The 21314-nt window shown below is 64.1% G+C and carries 21 protein-coding genes and 2 pseudogenes; 9 read left to right on the top strand and 14 right to left on the bottom strand.

The window, feature by feature from the left end; translation table 11 throughout:
• Nucleotides 1-30 precede the first annotated feature (30 nt).
• The gene (locus APT63_15800; GenBank protein ID AMA46960.1) at nt 31-873 is read right to left on the bottom strand and encodes an aquaporin; all 843 of its coding nucleotides are present in this window, start codon (nt 871-873) and stop codon (nt 31-33) included.
• A 302-nt stretch (nt 874-1175) separates the two neighbouring features.
• Here APT63_15800 and APT63_15795 point away from each other — a divergent pair, with 302 nt between their 5' ends.
• Nucleotides 1176-1646, top strand: a complete 471-nt coding sequence (locus APT63_15795; GenBank protein ID AMA46959.1) for an aminoacyl-tRNA deacylase — start codon at nt 1176-1178, stop codon at nt 1644-1646.
• Between the two features lie 37 nt (nt 1647-1683).
• On the opposite strand, the gene APT63_15790 is transcribed toward APT63_15795, so the two are convergent.
• A complete protein-coding gene (locus APT63_15790) occupies nt 1684-2793 on the bottom strand; it encodes an iron ABC transporter ATP-binding protein (protein ID AMA46958.1) in 1110 nt (369 codons plus the stop codon).
• Nucleotides 2790-3710 (bottom strand): ornithine carbamoyltransferase, encoded by a 921-nt coding sequence (locus tag APT63_15785; GenBank protein AMA46957.1) that lies wholly within the window; start codon nt 3708-3710, stop codon nt 2790-2792. The genes APT63_15790 and APT63_15785 overlap by 4 nt, the downstream gene beginning before the upstream one ends.
• Before the next feature lie 409 nt (nt 3711-4119).
• Between APT63_15785 and APT63_15780 the strand changes: the two genes are divergently transcribed.
• Nucleotides 4120-4455: a glutaredoxin gene (locus APT63_15780; GenBank protein ID AMA46956.1), complete on the top strand. Its 336-nt coding sequence runs from the start codon at nt 4120-4122 to the stop codon at nt 4453-4455.
• Between the two features lie 190 nt (nt 4456-4645).
• Here the strand turns inward: APT63_15780 and APT63_15775 are convergent, their stop codons facing one another.
• Nucleotides 4646-5119 (bottom strand): bacterioferritin, encoded by a 474-nt coding sequence (locus APT63_15775; GenBank protein AMA46955.1) that lies wholly within the window; start codon nt 5117-5119, stop codon nt 4646-4648.
• 198 nt (nt 5120-5317) lie between these two features.
• Nucleotides 5318-5539 (bottom strand): (2Fe-2S)-binding protein, encoded by a 222-nt coding sequence (locus tag APT63_15770; GenBank protein ID AMA46954.1) that lies wholly within the window; start codon nt 5537-5539, stop codon nt 5318-5320.
• Nucleotides 5540-5748: 209 nt separating this feature from the next.
• Between APT63_15770 and APT63_15765 the strand changes: the two genes are divergently transcribed.
• Entirely contained in the window at nt 5749-6351 is a 603-nt protein-coding gene (locus APT63_15765) for an alkyl hydroperoxide reductase (protein ID AMA46953.1), read from the top strand.
• Nucleotides 6352-6462: 111 nt separating this feature from the next.
• On the opposite strand, the gene APT63_15760 is transcribed toward APT63_15765, so the two are convergent.
• Both APT63_15760 and APT63_15755 read right to left on the bottom strand, forming a co-directional pair.
• Complete coding sequence (locus tag APT63_15760; protein AMA46952.1) at nt 6463-7134, bottom strand: ribonuclease T; 672 nt, start codon at nt 7132-7134, stop codon at nt 6463-6465.
• On the bottom strand, nt 7131-8177 hold the full coding sequence (locus tag APT63_15755; GenBank protein ID AMA46951.1) for a dihydroorotase: 1047 nt from the start codon (nt 8175-8177) through the stop codon (nt 7131-7133). The genes APT63_15760 and APT63_15755 overlap by 4 nt, the downstream gene beginning before the upstream one ends.
• 130 nt (nt 8178-8307) lie before the next feature.
• Here APT63_15755 and APT63_15750 point away from each other — a divergent pair, with 130 nt between their 5' ends.
• Complete coding sequence (locus APT63_15750; GenBank protein ID AMA46950.1) at nt 8308-9294, top strand: hypothetical protein; 987 nt, start codon at nt 8308-8310, stop codon at nt 9292-9294.
• A 130-nt stretch (nt 9295-9424) separates the two neighbouring features.
• The gene (locus APT63_15745; protein AMA46949.1) at nt 9425-10642 is read left to right on the top strand and encodes an argininosuccinate synthase; all 1218 of its coding nucleotides are present in this window, start codon (nt 9425-9427) and stop codon (nt 10640-10642) included.
• A gap of 429 nt (nt 10643-11071) precedes the next feature.
• Here the strand turns inward: APT63_15745 and APT63_15740 are convergent.
• Nucleotides 11072-11275 (bottom strand): annotated as a pseudogene (locus APT63_15740) (hypothetical protein).
• Between the two features lie 384 nt (nt 11276-11659).
• Between APT63_15740 and APT63_15735 the strand changes: the two are divergent.
• On the top strand, nt 11660-12286 hold the full coding sequence (locus tag APT63_15735; protein AMA46948.1) for a LuxR family transcriptional regulator: 627 nt from the start codon (nt 11660-11662) through the stop codon (nt 12284-12286).
• Between the two features lie 31 nt (nt 12287-12317).
• Here APT63_15735 and APT63_15730 read toward each other — a convergent pair whose 3' ends face one another.
• The 3 genes from APT63_15730 to metG form a co-directional block, all read right to left on the bottom strand.
• On the bottom strand, nt 12318-12497 hold the full coding sequence (locus tag APT63_15730) for a hypothetical protein (GenBank protein ID AMA46947.1): 180 nt from the start codon (nt 12495-12497) through the stop codon (nt 12318-12320).
• A 100-nt stretch (nt 12498-12597) separates the two neighbouring features.
• Nucleotides 12598-13236, bottom strand: a complete 639-nt coding sequence (locus tag APT63_15725) for an endonuclease III (protein AMA46946.1) — start codon at nt 13234-13236, stop codon at nt 12598-12600.
• A gap of 129 nt (nt 13237-13365) precedes the next feature.
• Nucleotides 13366-15414: a methionine--tRNA ligase gene (gene metG / locus APT63_15720; GenBank protein AMA46945.1), complete on the bottom strand. Its 2049-nt coding sequence runs from the start codon at nt 15412-15414 to the stop codon at nt 13366-13368.
• Nucleotides 15415-15572: 158 nt separating this feature from the next.
• On the opposite strand from metG, the gene APT63_15715 reads away from it, so the two are divergent.
• Nucleotides 15573-16667 (top strand): ATP-binding protein, encoded by a 1095-nt coding sequence (locus tag APT63_15715; protein ID AMA46944.1) that lies wholly within the window; start codon nt 15573-15575, stop codon nt 16665-16667.
• Between the two features lie 103 nt (nt 16668-16770).
• On the opposite strand, the gene APT63_15710 is transcribed toward APT63_15715, so the two are convergent.
• The gene (locus APT63_15710) at nt 16771-16980 is read right to left on the bottom strand and encodes a cold-shock protein (GenBank protein AMA46943.1); all 210 of its coding nucleotides are present in this window, start codon (nt 16978-16980) and stop codon (nt 16771-16773) included.
• Nucleotides 16981-17304: 324 nt separating this feature from the next.
• Here APT63_15710 and dcd point away from each other — a divergent pair, with 324 nt between their 5' ends.
• Together dcd and APT63_15700 are read left to right on the top strand one after the other, a co-directional pair.
• Nucleotides 17305-17871, top strand: a complete 567-nt coding sequence (gene dcd / locus APT63_15705) for a dCTP deaminase (protein AMA46942.1) — start codon at nt 17305-17307, stop codon at nt 17869-17871.
• A 99-nt stretch (nt 17872-17970) separates the two neighbouring features.
• Nucleotides 17971-18192, top strand: coding sequence for a hypothetical protein (locus APT63_15700; GenBank protein AMA46941.1), 222 nt, complete (start codon nt 17971-17973; stop codon nt 18190-18192).
• A 1-nt stretch (nt 18193) separates the two neighbouring features.
• On the opposite strand, the gene APT63_15695 is transcribed toward APT63_15700, so the two are convergent.
• A complete protein-coding gene (locus APT63_15695) occupies nt 18194-18850 on the bottom strand; it encodes a DEAD/DEAH box helicase (GenBank protein ID AMA47919.1) in 657 nt (218 codons plus the stop codon).
• A pseudogene (locus APT63_15690) lies at nt 18847-21299 on the bottom strand (DNA ligase-associated DEXH box helicase). The gene APT63_15695 and the pseudogene APT63_15690 overlap by 4 nt, the downstream one beginning before the upstream one ends.
• Nucleotides 21300-21314: the final 15 nt, after the last annotated feature.

Here is a 21314-nt window from a genome sequence, read left to right as displayed (position 1 = left end):
CTGGGCGTGGGGAAGATTCGCAGCCGTCGCTCAGGAAACAGGGGTATTCACACGGGCCGCATCGGCCTGCTCAGGCTCGAGGGCCACGCTCGGCAAGTGGCGCGCAATCATGCCACGGTAGGCCGCAGCCCCCAGGCAGGCACCGAGGATCGGCGCGACGATCGGTATCAGGAAGTAGGGAATGTCGCGGCCGCCGGTCAGGCTCACCTCGCCCCAGCCGGCCAGGAACGTCATCAGCTTGGGGCCGAAGTCCCGCGCCGGGTTCATGGCAAAGCCGGTCAGCGGGCCCATGGCACTGCCGATCACTGCGATCAGCAGGCCGATCAGCAGCGGGGCCATCGGACCGCGGCGCAGCCCATTGTTGTCATCGGTCAGGGCCATGATCACCCCCATCAGGATGGCCGTGATGACCACCTCGACCAGGAAGGCCTGGCCGACACCCAGGGCGGCGTTGGGATAGGTGGAGAAGATCGAGGCCAGCTCGAGGCTCTCGACGCTGCCCCGCACCATGCCATGGCTTTGTTCGAAATCGAAAAACAGGTTGCTGTACAAGGTGTACACCAGCGCCGCCGAGCAGAAGGCGCCCAGCACCTGGGCCAGGATGTAGAAAGGCACCTTGCGTCGCTCGAAGCCGGCGAACAGCCACAGCGCGATGCTGACGGCCGGGTTCAGGTGAGCACCGGAAATGCCCGCGGTCAGGTAGATGCCCATGCTCACGCCGATGCCCCAGACGATGCTGATTTCCCAGAGTCCGAAGCCGGCGCCGGCGACTTTCATGGCCGCCACGCAGCCGGTGCCGAAGAAGATGAGCAGGGCAGTGCCGAGAAACTCGGCCAGGCACTGGGCCCGTAGGGTAGGAGCGGTATTCGTCATGTATGACCTCGTTCTTGTTGTTGTTAGGCGCGGCTGCGCTCGACAGCAAGGCCCGCTTCGATCCGCACTGAAGCTGGGCGTTTGAATCGGGATGCACCCTGATGAGGCAGGGTTTCTTCAGAAACGAAAAAATATAGACAAGAAATACTAATGTCAAAGGTCGAAACCGAACGGTCAGCCATTTCGTGACCGGTCTTTTGAAGGGCGTCTCGTCATGGACGCGCGAACGGCGTGTGCCTGATCTGGTCCGCACCACGGTTTTGGCCTACAGTGCCCCTGACCGTCCCTCGTCGGAATTGCCCATGACCCCCGCACTGGCCCTGCTCAAGAAAGCCCGCGTCGACCACCGCGTACACAGCTACGAACATGATCCGAAAGCCGCTTCCTATGGTCTGGAGGCGGCTGAAAAGCTCGGTCTGGAGGCGCGTCAGGTGTTCAAGACCTTGCTGGCCTGCACCGAGAAGGGCGAGCTGCTGGTGGCCGTGGTGCCGGTGACGGGCACCTTGGACCTCAAGGGGCTGGCCCAGGCAGCGCAGGTGAAGAAGTGCGAGATGGCCGACCCGACGGCTGCCCAGCGCTCGACGGGTTACCTGGTCGGAGGGATCAGCCCGCTGGGCCAGAAGAAACGCCTGCGTACGTTCATCGACACGTCTGCCCAGGGGCTGGCGACCCTGCATGTGAGCGCCGGGCGGCGCGGCCTGGAAGTCGAGCTGACCGCCGCCGCGCTGGCAGCGCTGACCCAGGCCACGTTCGCCGATATCGGGCGAGGATGAGGGACGGCAGCCCTGACGCTGCCGTCATGCGTCGCGATCAGTGCGACGTGCTGTAGCGTCGAACGCTGGCCTGCGCATTTGGCAGCTGCGCAGCGACACTGCCTTGGGCCGGAAACACCACCAGGTGATCGGCCTCGACGGCCACGCCCACGTCTTCACCGACCTGGTGATCGACATGGCTGGGGAAGATCGCCTCGAGCTGGCTGCCGGTCGCCAGCTGGAGGCGATACAGGGTCGAAGCGCCCAGGAAGCTCTTGCCGACGATGCGCGGGCGCAACGGGCTGTTCGGCGCGTGCACGATGTCGTCGGGCCGCAACAGCACGTCGACGGCACTGCCGGGCGCCATGCTGTAGGCACGGTTGCCGCGCAGCTCGCCCAGCTCGGTACTGACCGATTCGTGGCTGGTCAATTGGCCACGGATGAAGTAGCCCTGACCGATGAAGCTGGCCACGAACGGTGTCTGTGGCTCGTGGTAGAGGTTGTAGGGCGTATCCCATTGCTCCAGGCAGCCGGCCTTGAACACGCCGACGTGATCGCTGACCGCGAAGGCCTCCTCCTGATCGTGGGTCACCAGGATGGCGCTGGTGCCACGGCTTTTCAGGATGTCGCGCACTTCATGGCTGAGGCGACGGCGCAGTTCGACGTCGAGGTTGGAGAAAGGCTCGTCCAGCAGGAGCAGTTGCGGCTCCGGCGCCAGGGCCCGTGCCAGGGCGACACGCTGCTGCTGCCCGCCCGACAGCTCGTGCGGATACCGCCCGCCCAGGCCGTCGAGCTTGACCAGTTCGAGCATCTCCTCGATCACCCGGCGTTGTTGCGGGTGCTTGGCGATGCCGAAGGCGATGTTCTGCGCCACGGTCAGGTGCGGAAACAGCGCATAGTCCTGGAACACCATGCCGATCCGGCGTTTCTCGGGCGCCAGCGTGAAGCCGGCCCGGGAGATGACCTCGCCCGCCAGGCGGATCTCGCCGGCATGCACCGGCTCGAAGCCCGCGATCGCGCGCAGGGTCGTGGTCTTGCCGCACCCTGAGGACCCGAGCAGGCAACCGATGTCGCCCGCGTTGAGGTGCAGGTTGAGGTTCTGGACGACACGCTGGTCGCCATAGCCGCAGGCGAGATCGCGCAACGACAACAGTAGGGAAGGGCTCATGCGTGGTGGTATGCCGGTTCTACCAGAAGTTCGAGAAGCGCCTTCTGCGCATGCAAGCGGTTTTCTGCCTGGGACCAGGCGACCGAACGTGGGTCGTCGAGCAGGTCCAGGCTGATTTCCTCGCCACGGTGGGCGGGCAGGCAATGCATGAACAGGGCATCGGGTGCCGCCAGGTCGAGCAGTGCCTTGTTGACCTGGTAAGGCGCGAAGTGCGCCAGGCGCCGTGCAGTTTCCTCCTCCTGGCCCATGGAAGTCCAGACGTCGGTGCTGATCAGGTGCGCATCGCGCACGGCTTCACGCGGGTCGCGCAGGACCTGCACACGATCGCCTGCCTCGGCCAGGAAGCGTGGATCGGGCTCGTAGCCTTCGGGGCAGGCGATGCGCAACTGGAAGTCGAACTGGCGAGCCGCCTCCACGTAGCTGTTGCACATGTTGTTGCCATCGCCGATCCAGGCCACGGTCTTGCCCTGGATCGAGCCGCGATGTTCGAGGAACGTCTGCATGTCGGCCAGCAACTGGCAGGGGTGCAGGTCGTCGGACAACCCATTGATGACCGGCACCCGGGAGTGGGCGGCGAATTCGGTGAGCGTGGCGTGGGCGAAGGTGCGGATCATCACGGCATCGAGCATGCTCGACATCACGATGGCGCTGTCGGCGATCGGCTCGCCACGGCCCAGTTGCGTATCGCGAGGCGAGAGGAAGATGGCCTGGCCACCGAGCTGGATCATGCCGGCTTCGAACGACACCCGCGTACGCGTGGAGGATTTTTCGAAAATCATGCCCAGGACGCGGTTCTTCAACGGTTCGAACACCACGCCGCGCTGGCGCAGGGCCTTCAGCTCGATGCCGCGACGAATCACGCCGAGCAGTTCGTCAGCAGTGAGATCCATCAGGGAGAGGAAGTGCCTAGCGTTCATGAGTGACTACCTTATCTGCAACGGATGCAGGCCAGTTCCGGCGTTTTCGAACGACAACGGGTGTGACCTGCGGCGTATGCCGCACCAAGCGACGAGAATGGGAAGGGCGCAATACTATAATTAAATGTCGCCTGAAACCAAGAGGGTGTGACGCAAGGCTGTCACAAGGCGTTTCCGGCCGGAGGCTCGCGTGACGTTCAGGACCGCTCCGTTTGTACACGGTCTCTGGCGGGCTTGGCAAACGCCTGTCGCAAACGAAGCGGTGACTGCCGTCCCGCAGCCTATCATTTCGCTCTTGCTGCGACACGGGAGGGCAAGCGCGCCAGGGGACCGGACAAGTCGCCCGGCTTTCCGTTACACTGCGCTACCGTGCCGGCGATCGTGTCGGAAAGTTAAGCCGAGGTGCTCCATGGATATCATCGAAACAATCAAAGAGCAGATTGCCAACAATACGGTTCTGCTTTACATGAAAGGCTCGCCGAACGCGCCGCAGTGTGGTTTCTCCGCTCGCGCGTCGCAGGCAGTGATGGGATGCGGCGAGAAGTTCGCCTACGTCGATATCCTGCAGAACCCTGAAATCCGCGCCAACCTGCCCAAGTACGCCAACTGGCCGACGTTCCCGCAACTGTGGGTCGGCGGCGAGCTGGTCGGCGGTAGCGACATCCTGCTGGAAATGTACGAGAAGGGTGAACTGCAGACCTTGATCAAGGAAGCGGCCGCCAAGGCCAAGACGTCCGAGGCCTGATCCATCGCGCGTCGCCCATGCGGCGGCGCCTCGAGGGCGGTCATGATGCAGCGCAAGGCTGCCTCTTGACCCGGCTTCATGCACATCGCGCCGGTACCGGCTTGCCACTGGGAATGCTCCCGTGCCAAGCCGGTACCGGCGCGCTGATGTGTAGGTGCTGCCCAGGCGGGAGCACGATGCCGTCGCGGGCTTACTCTTCGCCCATCTGCGACTGCATGTAGTTTTCGATGCTGATCTTGTCGATCAGCCCCAGTTGGGTTTCCAACCAGTCGATCTGTTCTTCCTTGCCCTCGAGAATGTCCTCGAGCTGATCCCGGCTGCCGAAATCGCCTGCCGTCTCGCAGTGGGCAATGGCGGCCTTGAGGTCGGACAAGCCTTTCTGTTCGACACGCAGGTCGCACTCGATCATCTCGCGGGTATGCTCGCCGATCAGCAGCTTGCCCAGGTCCTGCACGTTGGGAATGCCCTCGAGGAACAAGATACGCTTGATCAGGACGTCGGCGTATTTCATCGCGTGAATCGAGGCTTTGTACTCGTGCTTGCCAATCGCATGCAGGCCCCAGTCTTCATACATGCGCGCATGCAGGAAGTATTGGTTGATCGCGACCAGCTCGTTTCCGAGGATTTTGTTGAGGTGCTGGATAACGCTGATGTCGCCTTTCATGTCGGGAGCCTGCCATTCAATAAGTGCAATGGGCGAAGTGTGCGACGAGGCTGGGCAAGTGTCAAACTTAAGTAATTGAATAGTCTATGAAAATCAATAAGAATAAGAATGTTTCAAAACCGCGTCTGGCGACTAACTGTTTGAATTGAAGGCATAAAAAAACCAGGCCGGGGCCTGGTTCTTTGGAAATCGGTGTGTTCACGCCGCGGTAAATTCTACCGGGTAGGCCAAGGCCGCCTGCTGGCCGACCTGCAGATCGGCAAGGGTGTCGCGTACCACCTCCTTGGCCAGGCACGCGCATTTGCCGCACTGGGTCCCCACGTTCGTGGCGGCCCGGACTTCCTTGTAGCTGCAGCATCCTTCATAGATCGCGTCGCGGATCTGTCCGTCGGTGACACCTACACAAAGACACACGTACATAGTCGGCCCATCGTCAGTGGCGGCTGGATGGTCAGGAGAGTAATGCTAATGAGAATGCTTGTCAAAATACCGGAGCAGGGCGTTCGAGGCTTCTGACCAACGGTCAGGGTCGGCCTGCCCTGGGATGCCATGTATGATGGGCGCCCTTGCGAACTGCGCAGCCTGTCTGTGCGGGTCGTGCATGACGTTTACCTATCAGGAGATGAGCAATGAGCGTACTCGTTGGAAAACCCGCCCCGGACTTCACCGTCGCCGCCGTACTGGGCAGTGGCGAGATCGTCGACAGCTTCAACCTGGCTTCGGCCATCAAGGGCAAGTACGGCCTGGTGTTCTTCTATCCCCTGGACTTCACCTTCGTCTGCCCGTCGGAGCTGATCGCCCTGGACAACCGCATGCCTGAGTTTCAGGCACGCGGCGTGGAAGTGATCGGCGTGTCCATCGACTCCCATTTCACTCACAACGCCTGGCGCAACACGCCGGTCGAGAAGGGCGGTATCGGCCAGGTCAAGTACACCCTGGCAGCCGACATCTCCCATGAGATCTGCAAAGCCTACGACGTCGAGTCCGAAGGCGGCGTGGCCTTCCGCGGCGCGTTCCTGATCGACCAGAACGGCGTGGTGCGCTCGCAGATCATCAACGACCTGCCGCTGGGCCGTAACATGGACGAGCTGCTGCGTCTGGTCGATGCCTTGCAGTTCCACGAAGAGCACGGTGAAGTCTGCCCTGCCAACTGGAAGAAGGGCGACAAGGGCATGACCGCCTCGCCTGAAGGCGTTGCGGCATACCTGAGCGAGAACGCCGGCAAGCTGTAAGCGTCAGACCGGGCCACCATGGGCCCGGTCGATGACGACCGGCGCGTTGCGCGCCGGTTTTCGAGGCCGTCCAGGTGCATGCCTGGGCGGCCTCGCGCTGTCAGGAGGCATTCAGTCGTCGAAATGACGCCAGCCGCCCATGTCCTTCCAGCGATTGACGATGGCGCAGAACAGCTCGGCGGTCTTTTCCGTGTCGTAACGGGCCGAATGAGCCTCGCGGCCATCGAAGTCGATGTCCGCGCTCTGGCATGCCCGCGCCAGCACCGTCTGACCGTAGGCCAGGCCGGCCAGGGTGGCCGTGTCGAAGCTGGAGAACGGGTGGAACGGGTTGCGCTTGAGGTCGCCCCGCGCCACGGCGGCGTTGAGGAAGCCCAGGTCGAAGCTGCTGTTGTGGCCGACCAGGATGGCGCGCTTGCAACCGTTGGCCTTCAAGGCCTTGCGCACGCCGCGGAAGATGTCGGTCAGCGCGGTTTCCTCGCTGACGGCCATGCGCAACGGGTGATCGAGCTTGATGCCGGTGAACTCCAGTGCCGCCTGCTCGATGTTGGCGCCGGCGAATGGCTCGACTCGGTGGAAGTAGGTGTGCTCCGGGAACAGGAAGCCTTTCTCGTCCATGCCGATGGTGACTGCGGCGATCTCCAGCAGCGCGTCGGTGGCGCTGTTGAAGCCGCCCGTCTCCACGTCCACGACCACCGGCAGGTAGCCGCGGAAGCGTTCGGCCATGGGGTGGCGCAGGTTGGCCGATTGACCGTCCTGGTCTTCGTCGTACAGATCGTCGCTCACGCGTGGTCCTCCAGCAGGCGCCAGCGCAGCGTTTCGCCGGCGCGTAGCGGTATCACCGTCTGCTCGCCGAAGGGCAGGCTCTCAGGTGCGGTCCAGGCCTCGCGGACCAGGGTGATGGTGTCGGTGTTGGCCGGCAGACCGTAGAACGCCGGGCCGTGCAGGCTGGCGAAGCCTTCCAGCTTGTCCAGCGCGTTGCGGCTTTCGAAGGCCTCGGCATACAGCTCGATCGCCGCATAGGCGGTGTAGCAGCCTGCACAGCCGCAGGCCGACTCCTTGGCGTGACGTGCATGGGGCGCCGAATCGGTGCCCAGGAAGAACTTGCGGTTGCCACTGGTGGCGGCGTCGAGCAAGGCCTCCTGGTGCGTATTGCGCTTGAGGATCGGCAGGCAGTAGAAGTGCGGACGGATACCGCCCACCAGCATGTGGTTGCGGTTGTACAGCAGGTGCTGCGCGGTGATGGTCGCCCCGACGTTGTCGGGTGCCTCGGTGACGAACTGCGCGGCATCGGCGGTGGTGATGTGCTCGAAGACCACCTTGAGGGTCGGGAAGCGTTCGACCACACGGCGCAGGTGCTCGTCGATGAAACGCTTCTCGCGGTCGAACACGTCGATCTCCGCGCGTGTCACCTCGCCATGCACCAGCAACGGCAGACCGGCCTCGGCCAGCGCCTCCAGTGCGGGGAAGATGTTGTCGATGCTCGTGACGCCGGAATCGGAATTGGTGGTCGCGCCTGCCGGGTACAGCTTGGCGGCGTACACCAGGCCGCTGGCCTTGGCCTCGGCGATGTCCTGCGCGGTGGTCCGGTCGGTGAGGTACAGCACCATCAGCGGCTCGAAGCGGCTGCCGGTCGGTCGGGCCGCCAGGATGCGCTCACGGTAGGCGCTGGCCTCGGAAGCGGTGCGCACGGGCGGGACCAGGTTGGGCATGATGATGGCGCGGGCGAACGTGCGCGCCACGTCGCCGACGGTATGCGGCAACACCGCGCCATCGCGCAGGTGAATATGCCAGTCATCGGGACGCAGAAGGGTCAGGCGATCGGACATTGGGGATTCCAGGCGGGTCGAACTCAAGGCGCAATGCTACCGGAAAAGCCCTTCTCGGGCACGGGCTATCAAGTTTGCCGCGCGGCGACCGATACGCTGACGTGAGCCGTGATCATCCGTGGAGCCCGCCGTGCGCCAGCGTTACCTTGCCTTGTTCAGTATGTTTGCCAGCCTGCCGGCGATGGCGCTGACGTTCCAGACGCGCATGGAGAACGTCGCCTGGAAGGTCGAGGGCGATGTCTTCGAGTGCCGGCTGGTCCAGCCCGTGGAAGGCTTCGGCAGCGGGGAATTCGTGCGCCGTGCAGGGGAGGCGGCCACGTTCCAGCTGCGCTCGTCCGGCAATGCCTTGGGGGCCGGACCTGCGACCCTGCTGGCCGCTGCGGCGCCCTGGCAGCCAGGCCGTGCCGACATCGATCTGGGCAGCGTAAGCCTAGGTCGCACGGGCGTGCTGTTCAGTTCCTCCCAGGGCCAGGCCAGTCGCCTGATCAACGGGTTGCTCGACGGACGCAGCACGGTCGTGCGCAACCGGGCCGGGGAGGGCGGTCGGGCGATGGAAGTGCGTGTGCTGCCGGTGAGTTTCACCAAGGCCTATGCGGACTACCAGGCGTGCGCCAGTCGTCTGCTGCCGATGAACTACGACCAGATCCGCCAGACCCAGGTCGGCTTCCCCGCCCGCGATGGCACGGACCTGGACGCCTCCGCCAAGGCACGCCTAGATGTGCTGCTCGATTACATGAAGGCCGATCCGACCGTCAACCGCATCGAGCTCGACGGACACTCCGACAACAGTGGCGATCGCCTGACCAATCGCGAGCTGTCCCGGCGGCGTGCCCTGGCCGTGGCGGACTACTTCAAGGCCCATGGCGTTACCGACGCGCGGCTCACCGTTCGCTTCCATGGCGAGCGCTACCCTCTGGTGCGCAACAACAGCGCGGCCAATCGGGCCCGCAACCGACGTGTCAGCATCCAGCTGGAGCGAGGTGCACCGCTCGAAGCGCCTGCACCGGCCAGCGAAGTCGCCACGCCTGCGACGCCCGCGGCCAGCCAGGCGCCTGCGACGGCACCGGCCCCCGCTCCGAGCGCCGCGGCGCCTGCGCCGGCCTCAGCCAAGCCCTGAGCAGCCGGGCGTGCCCGTTGGCCCTTCAAGGTAGTGTCGCCTGGCCGTCACAAGCTGTCGCCCCACTGTAAATTTTGTGCCGAGCCCGGTAGAATCGTGGGCTTTTCGCACAACCCCGTGGAGTGATGGCATGGCGGACGTAAAAAAGGTCGTACTGGCGTATTCCGGCGGCCTCGATACTTCGGTGATTCTCAAGTGGCTGCAAGACACCTATGACTGCGAAGTGGTGACCTTCACCGCCGACCTCGGTCAGGGCGAGGAAGTCGAGCCTGCACGCGCCAAGGCGCAGGCAATGGGCGTCAAGGAAATCTACATCGACGACCTGCGCGAAGAGTTCGTGCGCGACTTCGTCTTCCCGATGTTCCGTGCCAATACCGTCTACGAGGGTGAGTACCTGCTCGGTACCTCGATCGCTCGTCCGCTGATCGCCAAGCGTCTGATCGAAATCGCCAACGAAACCGGTGCCGACGCCATTTCCCACGGTGCTACCGGCAAGGGCAACGATCAGGTCCGTTTCGAGCTGGGTGCCTACGCGCTCAAGCCCGGCGTCAAGGTCATCGCACCGTGGCGCGAGTGGGACCTGCTGTCCCGCGAGAAGCTGATGGACTACGCCGAGAAGCACGGCATTCCGATCGAGCGTCACGGCAAGAAGAAGTCGCCCTACTCGATGGACGCCAACCTGCTGCACATCTCCTATGAGGGCGGTGTGCTGGAAGACACCTGGACCGAGCACGAAGAGGACATGTGGCGCTGGAGCGTCTCGCCCGAGAACGCGCCTGACCAGGCGACCTACCTCGAGCTGACCTACCGCAATGGCGACATCGTTGCCATCGATGGCGTCGAGATGAGCCCGGCTACCGTGCTGGCCGAACTCAACCGCATCGGCGGCGCCAACGGCATCGGCCGACTGGACATCGTCGAGAACCGCTATGTCGGCATGAAGTCGCGCGGCTGCTACGAAACCCCAGGTGGCAGCATCATGCTCAAGGCGCACCGCGCCATCGAGTCGATCACCCTGGACCGCGAAGTGGCGCACCTCAAGGACGAGCTGATGCCCAAGTACGCCAGCCTGATCTACACCGGCTACTGGTGGAGCCCGGAGCGCCTGATGCTCCAGCAGATGATCGATGCGTCCCAGACCAGCGTCAACGGCGTGGTGCGTCTGAAGCTGTACAAGGGCAACATCGTGGTAGTAGGGCGCAAGTCGGACGACTCGCTGTTCGATGCCAACATCGCGACGTTCGAAGAGGACGGCGGTGCCTACAACCAGGCCGATGCGGCGGGCTTCATCAAGCTCAACGCCCTGCGCATGCGCATCGCGGCCAACAAAGGCCGTTCGATGCTGTAACGACCTCGCCCGCTGGGTGCCCGGCCACAGGGTCGGTGCGCAAGGCGGGCGCTCCTGCCGGTCAGTCCTGGACCGGCAAGCGAGTGGCGACGCCCTGGCGTCGCGCACTCGGCCTTGCCTCGAGCGCTGCGCTCATGTCGCCGTGGCGCAAGGGGACTGCGCGGTGGACAACGGCTCTACCCTCAGGCGTACGCACAGGCTGCGTTCCCTGTCATAGATGATCCAGTGGCAATGAACCGGTGGCGTCGTGTTGACCACTTGCGTCATGTGCTGCTCGACCGTACGCCTGGCTTCCGGCCCTGATACCACCAACGTTTGCGCATCGACATCGATAGGGAGGCCCGAGCTGTGCGCGAGGGTGCGAGCCTGCGAACGTGGCACGTTACCCTCGGAGCGCTCGGCAGCGCTGAGCCTGGAGGCCTGTGTCGTGGGCGAGTACAGCGACCTGTAGTTGAAGTTGAGCGTCAGGAAGAACAACAGCGTCAGGAAAAACGGAAAGCCCACCAGGAACCAGGTGTAGATCGTCTGGCTGCGCTCGCTCAGAAAAGGCAGCGAGGCCAGGGCGGACGCTTCGATGATGCCCGCGAAGATCGCGATCACGGTCAACGGGCTGATGGGGTTCGTTTCGTTCATGACGGCCGGCCTGTCAGGACATTGCAGCGGGTGTACCACAAGCCGCGCGTGGCCTGGAAGGTGAAACACTTCTTCAGAAAGGCGAGTTGCCGATACGCCGCGTTTCGACCCACTGCCCTTTCTGCCATTCAAAAGAGTCTTTGCCTGCCAACGAGTGCGATGTCGCCCACATCAGGTTCGGTCCTTCGTCTGATAGGGTGTTACTTAAGTCGCGAGTGTCTGGATCGCTAACTAAATCAAAACCGTACTGGATGTAGGAAGTTTCGCTAGTTGCTGTAAGTTTTATCTTTGCTATCAAATGAGCGCAGAAGCCGTACGCAATTATACGACCGTCTCGGTTATTGTGGCGCTTCAGAACGAGAACAACGGAAAGTTGGGTAGCACATGAACAAAGTGTTGATCGTAGATGACCATCCAGTCATCCGGCTGGCAGTGCGCATGTTGATGGAGCGGCATGGTTACGATGTGGCGGCAGAGACGGACAATGGCGTCGATGCCTTGCAGTTGGCGAAAGAGCACCGTCCCGACGTCATCATCCTGGACATTGGTATTCCCAAGCTCGATGGCCTTGAAGTCATCACGCGGCTGGCCATGTGCAACCCCAATGCCAAGGTGCTGGTCCTGACGTCCCAGGCGCCTGGCCATTTCTCGATGCGGTGCATGCAGGCAGGCGCCGCGGGCTACGTGTGCAAGCAACAGGAGCTGACCGAGCTGCTCAGCGCCATCAAGGCGGTCCTGTCAGGGTATAGCTATTTCCCGAACCAGGCGTTGCACAAGGCGCGCTGTGTGCTCAACGGGGGCACGGAGACCGAAATGGTCGAACGCCTGTCCGGGCGGGAGATGATGGTGTTGCAACAGCTGGCCAAGGGGCGTAGCAACAAGGAAATCGCCGACAGCATGTTCCTCAGCAACAAGACCGTCAGCACCTACAAGACACGGCTGCTTCACAAGCTCAATGCGCGCTCACTGGTCGACCTCATCGAGCTTGCCAACCGCCATGGTCTGACCTGACGACCCGACCCGACAGGCTCAGGCGCGTCCCCTAGAGGTCGTAATCGTACTCGGCCAGTTGGCGTTTCAGCCTGCGCTCTTCCAGCAGGTTGTCGATGGTGCGTCGCTTGCTCAGGTCGGTCTTGAGGCTGACGGCTGGCTGGTCTGCCTCGTCTTCGGTGCTGGTACTGAAATCGTCGTCCAGCACCAGGTCTTCTTTTTCACTACCCATGTGTCACTCCAAGCGAGAGCCATGGGCGACCTTATAACGGGATTCGTGAAGCCGGTAAAAAAGATTTTTTCAATCGAAACGAATGATTTTCCAAATCGGCTCAATCGTCCGAGGTCTTGGCCTTGTACTCGCACAGGTCTTCGATGCGACAGCTGCCGCAGCGTGGCTTGCGTGCCTGGCAGACGTACCGGCCATGCAGGATCAACCAGTGGTGGGCGTCCAGCAGGTAATCACGCGGCACGAACTTCAACAGCTTGTGCTCGACCTCCAGGACGTTCTTGCCTGGCGCGATGTTCGTGCGGTTGCTCACCCGGAAGATGTGCGTATCCACCGCCATGGTCAGTTGCCTGAAGGCCGTGTTGAGCACGACGTTGGCCGTCTTGCGCCCAACGCCCGGCAAGGCCTCGAGCGCTTCACGCTCGTCGGGTACCTGGCTGCCATGACGCTCGATCAGCAACCGGCAGGTTTCGATGACATTGCGTGCCTTGGCGTTGTACAGACCGATGGTCTTGATGTAGTCGCTCAAGCCCTCGACGCCCAGCGCGTGGATCGCCTCGGGCGTATTGGCGACCGGGAACAGACGTGCCGTGGCCTTGTTGACCCCGACATCGGTGGCCTGGGCGGACAGGATGACGGCGATCAGCAGTTCGAAAGGGGTCGTGTAGGACAACTCCGTGCGCGGCTCGGGGTTGTCCTCACGCAGTCGACGGAAGATTTCCAGGCGTTTGGCGGCATTCATGCGTGTGGTGTTCTCCAGGCGTCAGCGTCGGCCCGGCGCTGCGGTTCAGAGGCCTGACACCACAGGCGCCGTCCAGCGGCTGACGGGCCTCGTTGGTGATGCGCTCCAGCGGTGCCGGAGCGCGAACGATCACTTGATGCGCTGACCGGGCTTGGCGCCGCTGTCCGGGCTGAGCAGGTAGATCTCTTCACCGCCAGGGCCGGCCGCCATGACCATGCCTTCGGACACGCCGAAACGCATCTTGCGGGGCTTGAGGTTGGCGACCATCATCGTCAGGCGGCCTTCCAGCTGCGCGGGGTCCGGGTAGGCCGACTTGATGCCGGAAAACACGTTGCGCTGCTCGTCACCGATGTCGAGCGTCAGGCGCAGCAGCTTGTCGGCACCCTCCACGGCTTCGGCCTTGACGATCAAGGCCACACGCAGGTCGACGGCGGCGAAGGTATCGAACTCGATCTGCTCGGCCACTGGCTCCTTGGCCAGCTCGCCGTTGCCCACCGGTGCCTGTGGCGCGCTCGCGCTGGCAGCGGCCAGGTCCTGCTGGCTGGCGGTGACGATCGCCTCGATCTTGGCCGGCTCGATCCGGCTCATCAACGGCTTGAAGGCCTCCAGGCGGTGGTTCTCCAGACGCGTGGCGTGGTCGTCCCAGCACAGCGGCGCCACGTTCAGGAAGGCCTCGGCGTCGGCCGCCAGCTGCGGCAGCACCGGCTTGAGGAAGATCACCAGGCTGCGGAACAGGTTGATGCCCTGGGCGCAGATGGCCTGGACCTCGTCCTGCTTGCCGTCCTGCTTGGCCAGCGACCAAGGGGCCTTGTCGGCGATCCAGGCATTGGCGCGGTCGGCCAGCGCCATGATCTCGCGCATGGCACGGGCGAAGTCACGGGCCTCGTAGGCCTCGGCGATACCGGGCGCGGCGGCCAGGAAGGCCTCGGTCAGTGCAGGCTCGGCGTCGCCCGCCACCATGACACCCTGGTTGCCTTTATGGATGAAGCCGGCGCAACGGCTGGCGATGTTGACCACCTTGCCCACCAGGTCGGAGTTGACCTTCTGCACGAAGTCGTCGAGGTTGAGGTCCAGGTCGTCCACGCCGCGGCCCAGCTTGGACGCGTAGTAGTAGCGCAGGTACTCCGGCGACAGGTGGTCGAGGTAGGTGCGGGCCTTGATGAAGGTGCCGCGGGACTTCGACATTTTCGCGCCGTTGACCGTCAGGTAGCCGTGCACGTTGATCGCGGTCGGCTTGCGCAGGCCCGCGCCTTCGAGCATGGCCGGCCAGAACAGGGCGTGGAAGTTGACGATGTCCTTGCCGATGAAGTGATACAGCTCGGCCGTGGAGTCCTTGTGCCAGAAGGCATCGAAGTCCAGCTCGGGGCGTCGTGCGCAGAGGTTCTTGAGGCTGGCCATGTAGCCGATCGGCGCATCCAGCCAGACATAGAAGTACTTGCCCGGTTCGTCGGGGATCTCGAAGCCGAAGTACGGCGCATCACGGGAGATGTCCCACTCCTGCAGGCCTGCGTCGAGCCATTCGGCGATCTTGTTGGCCACCGGCTCTTGCAGGGTGCCGCTGCGGGTCCAGTCCTGCAGCATGGCCTGGAAGTTCGGCAGCTTGAAGAAGAAGTGCTTGGAGTCGCGCAGCACGGGCGTGGCGCCCGAGATCGCCGAGCGCGGGTCTTTCAATTCAGTGGGCGAGTAGGTGGCGCCGCACTTCTCGCAGTTGTCGCCGTACTGGTCTTCGGCCGCGCACTTGGGGCAGGTGCCCTTGATGAAACGGTCGGCCAGGAACATGCCTTTTTCCGGGTCGAAGTACTGCGTGACCGCACGGCTGGCGATATGCCCGGCATCGCGCAGGCGCCGGTAGATCTCGGCGGACAGCTCGCGGTTCTCGTCGCAGTGGGTCGAGTGGAAATTGTCGAAGTTCACCAGGAAGTCGGCGAAGTCGGCGCTGTGCTCGGCCTGCACTGCCGCGATCAGTTGCTCGGGCGTGACGCCCTCCTTCTCGGCGCGCAGCATGATGGCCGAGCCGTGCGCATCGTCCGCGCAGACGTAGATGCACTGGTGGCCGCGCAGTTTCTGGAAGCGAACCCACATGTCCGTCTGGATGTACTCGAGCATGTGGCCAAGGTGGATGGATCCATTGGCATAGGGCAGGGCGCTGGTAACGAGAATCTGGCGTGGCTCGGACATGGTGGCTCGGCTACTTGTTTGACGGCGTGATGACGTGAAGATGATCGGTCACTATAAAGCGCTGGCGAAGATATTTCACCCCATCGGCACAACTGTCGATGGCTGACGGGTTAGCATAGGCGCTCGTCCACCACGTCAGTTCCGCCACGGGAGATCCCATGAGTGCCGTCACGCGCGCCGCCGTCGAAGCCGTCCTTCGCCAGTACACCGACCCTTACCTGAACCAGGACCCCGTCACGGCCGGGTGCGTCGAGCACATCGAGGTGCAGGGTGGCCAGGTCGACGTGCGCCTGCGCATCGGCTATGCCGCCGGCCTGTTCGTGAACGGTTGGGCGCAGGTCCTGCGTACCGCGCTCGAGGGCCTGGACGGCGTCGAGACCGCACGGGTGACCGTCGACAGCGTGATCGTGCCGCACAAGGCTCAGGCGCAGGTGCCGGGCCTGGCCAATGTCAAGAACGTCATCGCCGTGGCCTCGGGCAAGGGCGGCGTCGGCAAGTCCACCACCGCCGCCAACCTGGCCCTGGCCCTGGCGCGCGAGGGCGCGCGGGTCGGTATCCTCGATGCGGACATCTACGGCCCCAGCCAGGGCATCATGTTCGGCATCCCCGAAGGCACGCGGCCCCAGGTGCGCGAGCAGAAGTGGTTCGTGCCGATCAAGGCCCACGGCGTGGACGTCATGTCGATGGCTTTCTTGACCGATGACAACACACCCATGGTCTGGCGAGGGCCGATGGTCTCCGGTGCCTTGCTGCAACTGGTCACGCAGACGGCCTGGGATGACCTGGACTACCTGGTGATCGACATGCCGCCAGGCACCGGCGACATCCAGTTGACCTTGGCGCAGAAAGTCCCGGTCGCCGGCTCGGTGATCGTCACCACGCCCCAGGACCTGGCCCTGCTGGATGCGCGCAAGGGCGTGGAAATGTTCCGCAAGGTCAACATCCCGGTCCTGGGTGTGGTCGAGAACATGGCCGTGCACGTGTGCTCGAACTGTGGGCACGCCGAGCATCTGTTCGGCGAGGGGGGCGGTGAAAAGCTCGCCGCCGGCTATGGCGTCGAGCTGCTGGCCTCGTTGCCCCTGTCGATGACGATCCGCGAGCAGGCCGACAACGGCCAGCCCACGGTCATCGCCGAACCCGATGGGCAGATCGCCCTGGTCTACCAGGAGCTGGCGCGACAGGTCGGCGCCCGCATCGTCCTCGAAGAGGCGGCCTCGGCTGCGATGCCGAGCATCACCATCACCGACGCCTGAGCCCGTCAGGCGCCGTCGACCTGCGCGGTCGGCGGCGCCTGGGCCTTTTCTGCAGGCATGAAAAAACCCGCCATTGGCGGGTTTTTTCTAAAGCGAGATCGACTTAGGCGATCTGCACTTCTTCAGCCTGCATGCCTTTCTGGCCGCGGGTAGCGACGAAAGTAACAGCCTGGCCTTCTTTCAGGGTTTTGAAGCCGTCAGCCTGGATGGCCTTGAAGTGTACGAACAGGTCGTCACCCGACTGAGGAGTGATGAAGCCGTAGCCCTTCTCATCGTTGAACCACTTGACGGTACCGGATTGGCGATTGGACATGTGTCTGTCTCCTTGGACAAAGTTGATTTCGGCACGGGAAACGCCCCGGCCGGGACTGAGTGCAAAGAGCAGGAAAATTCAGCGATGGGCCGATGGTAATCGTGCATCAAACAGAGATTCTCGGTGTCACGTGCAGCACAGTGGCGTCACCTTACCCCACTTTGGGCAACCTGCCAATGGCCAATGCCCCCTTTGTTCGAATTCGGATCGGTGGTGGCCGCACGTCACGGACGGCGCGGGATTGCGGCGGGAAACTTTGCCGTCGGCGCCCGGACCGGTAAGATGCGCCCAGGTTTTTCACATCGCACTTTCAGGACACCGGCCATGAGCATCAAATCGGACAAGTGGATTCGCCGCATGGCGCAGGAACACGGCATGATCGAGCCGTTCGTCGAGCGCCAGGTGCGCGGCGAGCAGGACAGCCGGGTCATCTCCTTTGGCGTCTCGAGCTACGGCTACGACGTGCGCTGCGCCGATGAATTCAAGGTGTTCACCAACATCAACTCGGCCACCGTCGACCCGAAGAACTTCGACGCCGGCAGCTTCGTCGACATCAAGAGCGACGTCTGCATCATTCCGCCCAACTCCTTCGCCCTGGCGCGCACCGTCGAGTACTTCCGCATCCCGCGCAACGTGCTGACCATCTGCCTGGGCAAGAGCACCTACGCGCGTTGCGGCATCATCGTCAACGTGACGCCGCTCGAGCCGGAATGGGAAGGCCACGTGACGCTGGAATTCTCCAATACCACCACCTTGCCGGCCAAGATCTACGCCAACGAAGGCGTGGCACAGATGCTGTTCCTCGAGTCGGACGAAGCCTGCGAAGTCTCGTACAAGGACCGTGGCGGCAAGTACCAGGGCCAGCGTGGTGTCACCCTGCCACGTACCTGAGCCGACGAAGCGCGGGAATTAGTTTGTCGATCAGGGCTCCAAACCAGTGAACAGTCCCGGTGCTCATCAAGAGCGCCGGGCGCTCGCCAGGAGTACCCTATGAAACTAGACCCCGTCATCAATGCAAAGCTGGCCGTGCTGCAGCCCAACCAGATCGGGCTGTTGGCATGGTCACTGCTGGCCCAGCCGCGCTCCCCCTTGCAGGCCGGCGGCATGCCCGGACAACCTGATCCCGATTTCCCTCAGCCGACCGAGCCAGATAACGAGCCCGGAGGTGTGCCGACTGTGCCTGACGAGCCGCCACCCGCGCCACAGGCGTGAGTCACGGCACGGCCCAGACCCGCTCGCCGCCCGTCAGGTAGACCCTGGCGGCTCCGGTGGGCTTGACCTCCCAGCCGCCTGTGAACTCCCCGAAGGCCGGCAACAGGCTGACCCCGTCCTCTACGACGTAGCAAGGCAGGCGTAACCGTTGCCGACCGCGCCCGCGCAACACGTAGACCGGATGCACGTGTCCTGCCAGTACGGCATGGGTCGGGTGCGGCTCGGGCTCATGACGCAGGGCGAAGGGCCCCAGCAACCAAGGCTCGTCGACCACCTGCATGCCCAGGCTGGCAGGCGGATCGCCGGCATGCTGGTCGTGGTTGCCGCGAATCAGCACGATGTCCAAGTCAGAATGACGCGCGCGCCAGGCTTCCAGGCGCGCCATGACGGCGGGGGCACGTGCGGTCTTGGCATGCAGGAAGTCGCCGAGCACGACCAGGCGTTTGCAGTCGTATGCCGCCAGCAAGGCGTCCAGGCGCGACAGGTTCAATTCTGTGGTGCCGCGCGGCACCGGCTGGTGCAGAGCCCGGTAGCTGGCGGCCTTGCCCAGGTGCAGGTCAGCGATCAGCAGGGTTTTCTCCCGAGGCCAATACAGCGCCTTGTCCACCAGCAACCACAACGTTTCCCCGCGATGTTCGATGACGTGGTGCTCACTCACGGCCAAGGGCCTCCTGCAGCTTTTTCCAGATCGGCGACCATGCGTGCGATACGGTCGGCGAGCTTTTCGCTGGTCATGGTTTCGCGCAGGCCCTCGACGATCAGGGCAAAGGCCAAGGGCCCCGGGCGCGCCAGCGCATGCACGTCCAGGCGCAACTGGTTGATACGCACCAGTTGGCGCTGCAGCCGTTCGATTTCAAGCTCCTCGCGCAGGACTTCGTCCCGGGCCTGCCCCAGCAACAGGTTGTCGGTATCGTGCTTGCGAAACACTTCGTAGAACAGACCGCTGGAGGCCTGGATCTGCCGCATGCTCTTCTGCGCGGCCGGGTAGCCGCCGAACACCAGACCGGAAATCCGGGCGATCTCGCGAAAGCGCCGCAGCGCCATTTCACCGGCGTTCAGGCTGTGCAGGACATCCTCCAGCAGACCCTCTGCCTTCATCGCCGTCGGCAACAGGTCGGCCCAGGCGACGTGGCTGGGGCTGAGCAGTTCGAAGCCATAGTCGTTCACGGCGATGGAAATGCTCAGCGGCTGGGTCTGGCTGATCCGCCAGGCGATCAGGTTGGCCAGGCCAAGGTTCGCCATGCGCCCGGCGAACGGGTAGACGAACAGGTGCGAGCCTTGCCGCGAGTCGAGGGTCTCGACCAGCAACGTGTCGCGTGCGGGCAGGGCGGACCACTGCGCCTGGATGTCCAGCAGCGGACGCACCGCGCGCATTTCCGGTCCGGTGAAGCGCCCCTGGCTGGCGGTGTCCAGCTGATCCACCATGGCGTCGGCCAGCTCGCTGGACAGCGGGAGTCGCGAGCCGCTCCAGCGCGCCACCGCTGCCTTGCGCTGGGTGCTGCGCCGCACGTAGGCGGTCATGTTCTCGACCCGCACCAGCTCGAGGATGCGCCCGCCGAACACCAGGGTATCGCCAGGGCGCAACCGTGCGATGAAGCCTTCCTCTACGCTGCCCAGCGAGCGCCCGCCGCCGCCCTTGCTCCAGAACTTGAGCTGCAACTGCGCCTCGCTGACGATGGTGCCGATGCCCATCCGGTGCCGGCGCGCCAGGCGCTGGCTGGCCACGCGCCAGACACCGTCGGGGTGCACTTCCACCCGTTGATAGTCGGGGTAAGCGCTCAGCGAGTCGCCGCCGTTGCGCACGAAGGCCAGCGCCCAGGCCCACTGGCTGTCGCGCAGGTCCTTGAACGCCCAGGTGCTGCGCACCTCGGCCAGCAGCTGGTCGGGGACGAAACCGCTGCCCAGGGCCATGCTCACCAGATGCTGTACCAGCACGTCCATGCACAGCCGGGGCGACTGCCGCGCTTCGATGTGGCCTGCGGCAAGCGCCTGGCGCACGGCGGCCGCCTCCACCAGTTCCATGCTGTGGGTGGGAACCAAGGTGATGCGCGAAGCCCGTCCTGGTGCGTGACCGGAGCGTCCGGCCCGTTGCAGCAGCCGCGCCACGCCCTTGGGCGAACCGATCTGCAGCACCCGCTCCACGGGCAGGAAATCCACGCCCAGGTCGAGGCTGGACGTGCAGATGACCGCCTTCAGCGCGCCTTCCTTCAGACTGCGTTCGACCCAGTCGCGGGTCGCCCGGGCCAGCGAGGAATGGTGCAGCGCGATCAGGCCCGCCCAGTCGGGACGTGCATCGAGCAGCGCCTGGTACCAGAGTTCGGCCTGTGCACGGGTGTTGGTGAACACCAGACAGCTGGCACTGGCCTCGATTTCGTCGCGGACCTGAGCCAGCATTTTCAGGCCCATCTGGCCGGCCCACGGAAAGCGCTCGAGGGCCGGTGGCAGCAGGCTGTCGACCTCGATGCGCTTGTCCTGGCGGCCCTTGACCAGCGCGCCGCCCTCGGGCAACAGCACGTCTCGGGCGTGTTCGAGGTTGCCCAGCGTAGCCGACAGCCCCCAGGTCACCAGTTCAGGGCGCCAGCGTCGCAGCCGAGCCAGCGCCAGCTGCAGTTGCACGCCGCGTTTGCTGCCGAGCAGTTCGTGCCACTCATCGACCACCACCATGCGCAAGGTCTTGAACTCTTCCTCGGCATGTTCGCGGGTGAGCAGCAGGGTCAGGCTCTCGGGGTGGTGATCAGCACGCTGGGCAGGCGGCGGGCCTGACGCGCACGCTCGGCCGCGCCGGTGTCGCCGCTGCGCACGCCGACGCTCCAGTCCAGTTCCAGGTCGGCCAGGGGCGCTTGCAGGGCCTTGGCCGTGTCCGCCGCCAGGGCTCGCATCGGGGTGATCCAGAGCACCTGGATCGGCGCCGGCTGACGGGCCTTGGGCACGCGGAATGCGCGCAGCGCGGCGAACCACACCGCGTAGGTCTTGCCCGCGCCGGTGTTGGCGTGCAACAGCCCGGACTCGCCTCGCGACACGGCGGCCCAGACGCTGCGCTGGAAGGCAAAGGGCTTCCAGCCCTGGGCGCTGAACCATTGACTGGCAAGGTCGGAAGCTGGCGGCATGCGGCGGACCGTTCT

This window comes from Pseudomonas monteilii, assembly GCA_001534745.1.
GTDB classification, from domain to species: Bacteria; Pseudomonadota; Gammaproteobacteria; order Pseudomonadales; family Pseudomonadaceae; genus Aquipseudomonas; species Aquipseudomonas alabamensis.
Note: the sequence above shows the minus strand (reverse complement) of the source record. Positions and strands in the feature narration are given on the sequence as shown.

What these genes read in the sequence shown, in the direction of transcription:
- metG (AMA46945.1), bottom strand. Translation starts at nt 15,414, where the DNA reads ATGTCCGAGCCACGCCAGATTCTCGTTACCAGCGCCCTGCCCTATGCC.
- APT63_15735 (AMA46948.1), top strand. Translation starts at nt 11,660, where the DNA reads ATGAACAAAGTGTTGATCGTAGATGACCATCCAGTCATCCGGCTGGCA.
- APT63_15785 (AMA46957.1), bottom strand. Translation starts at nt 3,710, where the DNA reads ATGAACGCTAGGCACTTCCTCTCCCTGATGGATCTCACTGCTGACGAA.
- APT63_15755 (AMA46951.1), bottom strand. Translation starts at nt 8,177, where the DNA reads ATGTCCGATCGCCTGACCCTTCTGCGTCCCGATGACTGGCATATTCAC.
- dcd (AMA46942.1), top strand. Translation starts at nt 17,305, where the DNA reads ATGAGCATCAAATCGGACAAGTGGATTCGCCGCATGGCGCAGGAACAC.
- APT63_15770 (AMA46954.1), bottom strand. Translation starts at nt 5,539, where the DNA reads ATGTACGTGTGTCTTTGTGTAGGTGTCACCGACGGACAGATCCGCGAC.
- APT63_15710 (AMA46943.1), bottom strand. Translation starts at nt 16,980, where the DNA reads ATGTCCAATCGCCAATCCGGTACCGTCAAGTGGTTCAACGATGAGAAG.
- APT63_15700 (AMA46941.1), top strand. Translation starts at nt 17,971, where the DNA reads ATGAAACTAGACCCCGTCATCAATGCAAAGCTGGCCGTGCTGCAGCCC.
- APT63_15795 (AMA46959.1), top strand. Translation starts at nt 1,176, where the DNA reads ATGACCCCCGCACTGGCCCTGCTCAAGAAAGCCCGCGTCGACCACCGC.
- APT63_15725 (AMA46946.1), bottom strand. Translation starts at nt 13,236, where the DNA reads ATGAATGCCGCCAAACGCCTGGAAATCTTCCGTCGACTGCGTGAGGAC.
- APT63_15790 (AMA46958.1), bottom strand. Translation starts at nt 2,793, where the DNA reads ATGAGCCCTTCCCTACTGTTGTCGTTGCGCGATCTCGCCTGCGGCTAT.
- APT63_15800 (AMA46960.1), bottom strand. Translation starts at nt 873, where the DNA reads ATGACGAATACCGCTCCTACCCTACGGGCCCAGTGCCTGGCCGAGTTT.
- APT63_15745 (AMA46949.1), top strand. Translation starts at nt 9,425, where the DNA reads ATGGCGGACGTAAAAAAGGTCGTACTGGCGTATTCCGGCGGCCTCGAT.
- APT63_15775 (AMA46955.1), bottom strand. Translation starts at nt 5,119, where the DNA reads ATGAAAGGCGACATCAGCGTTATCCAGCACCTCAACAAAATCCTCGGA.
- APT63_15765 (AMA46953.1), top strand. Translation starts at nt 5,749, where the DNA reads ATGAGCGTACTCGTTGGAAAACCCGCCCCGGACTTCACCGTCGCCGCC.
- APT63_15730 (AMA46947.1), bottom strand. Translation starts at nt 12,497, where the DNA reads ATGGGTAGTGAAAAAGAAGACCTGGTGCTGGACGACGATTTCAGTACC.
- APT63_15715 (AMA46944.1), top strand. Translation starts at nt 15,573, where the DNA reads ATGAGTGCCGTCACGCGCGCCGCCGTCGAAGCCGTCCTTCGCCAGTAC.
- APT63_15780 (AMA46956.1), top strand. Translation starts at nt 4,120, where the DNA reads ATGGATATCATCGAAACAATCAAAGAGCAGATTGCCAACAATACGGTT.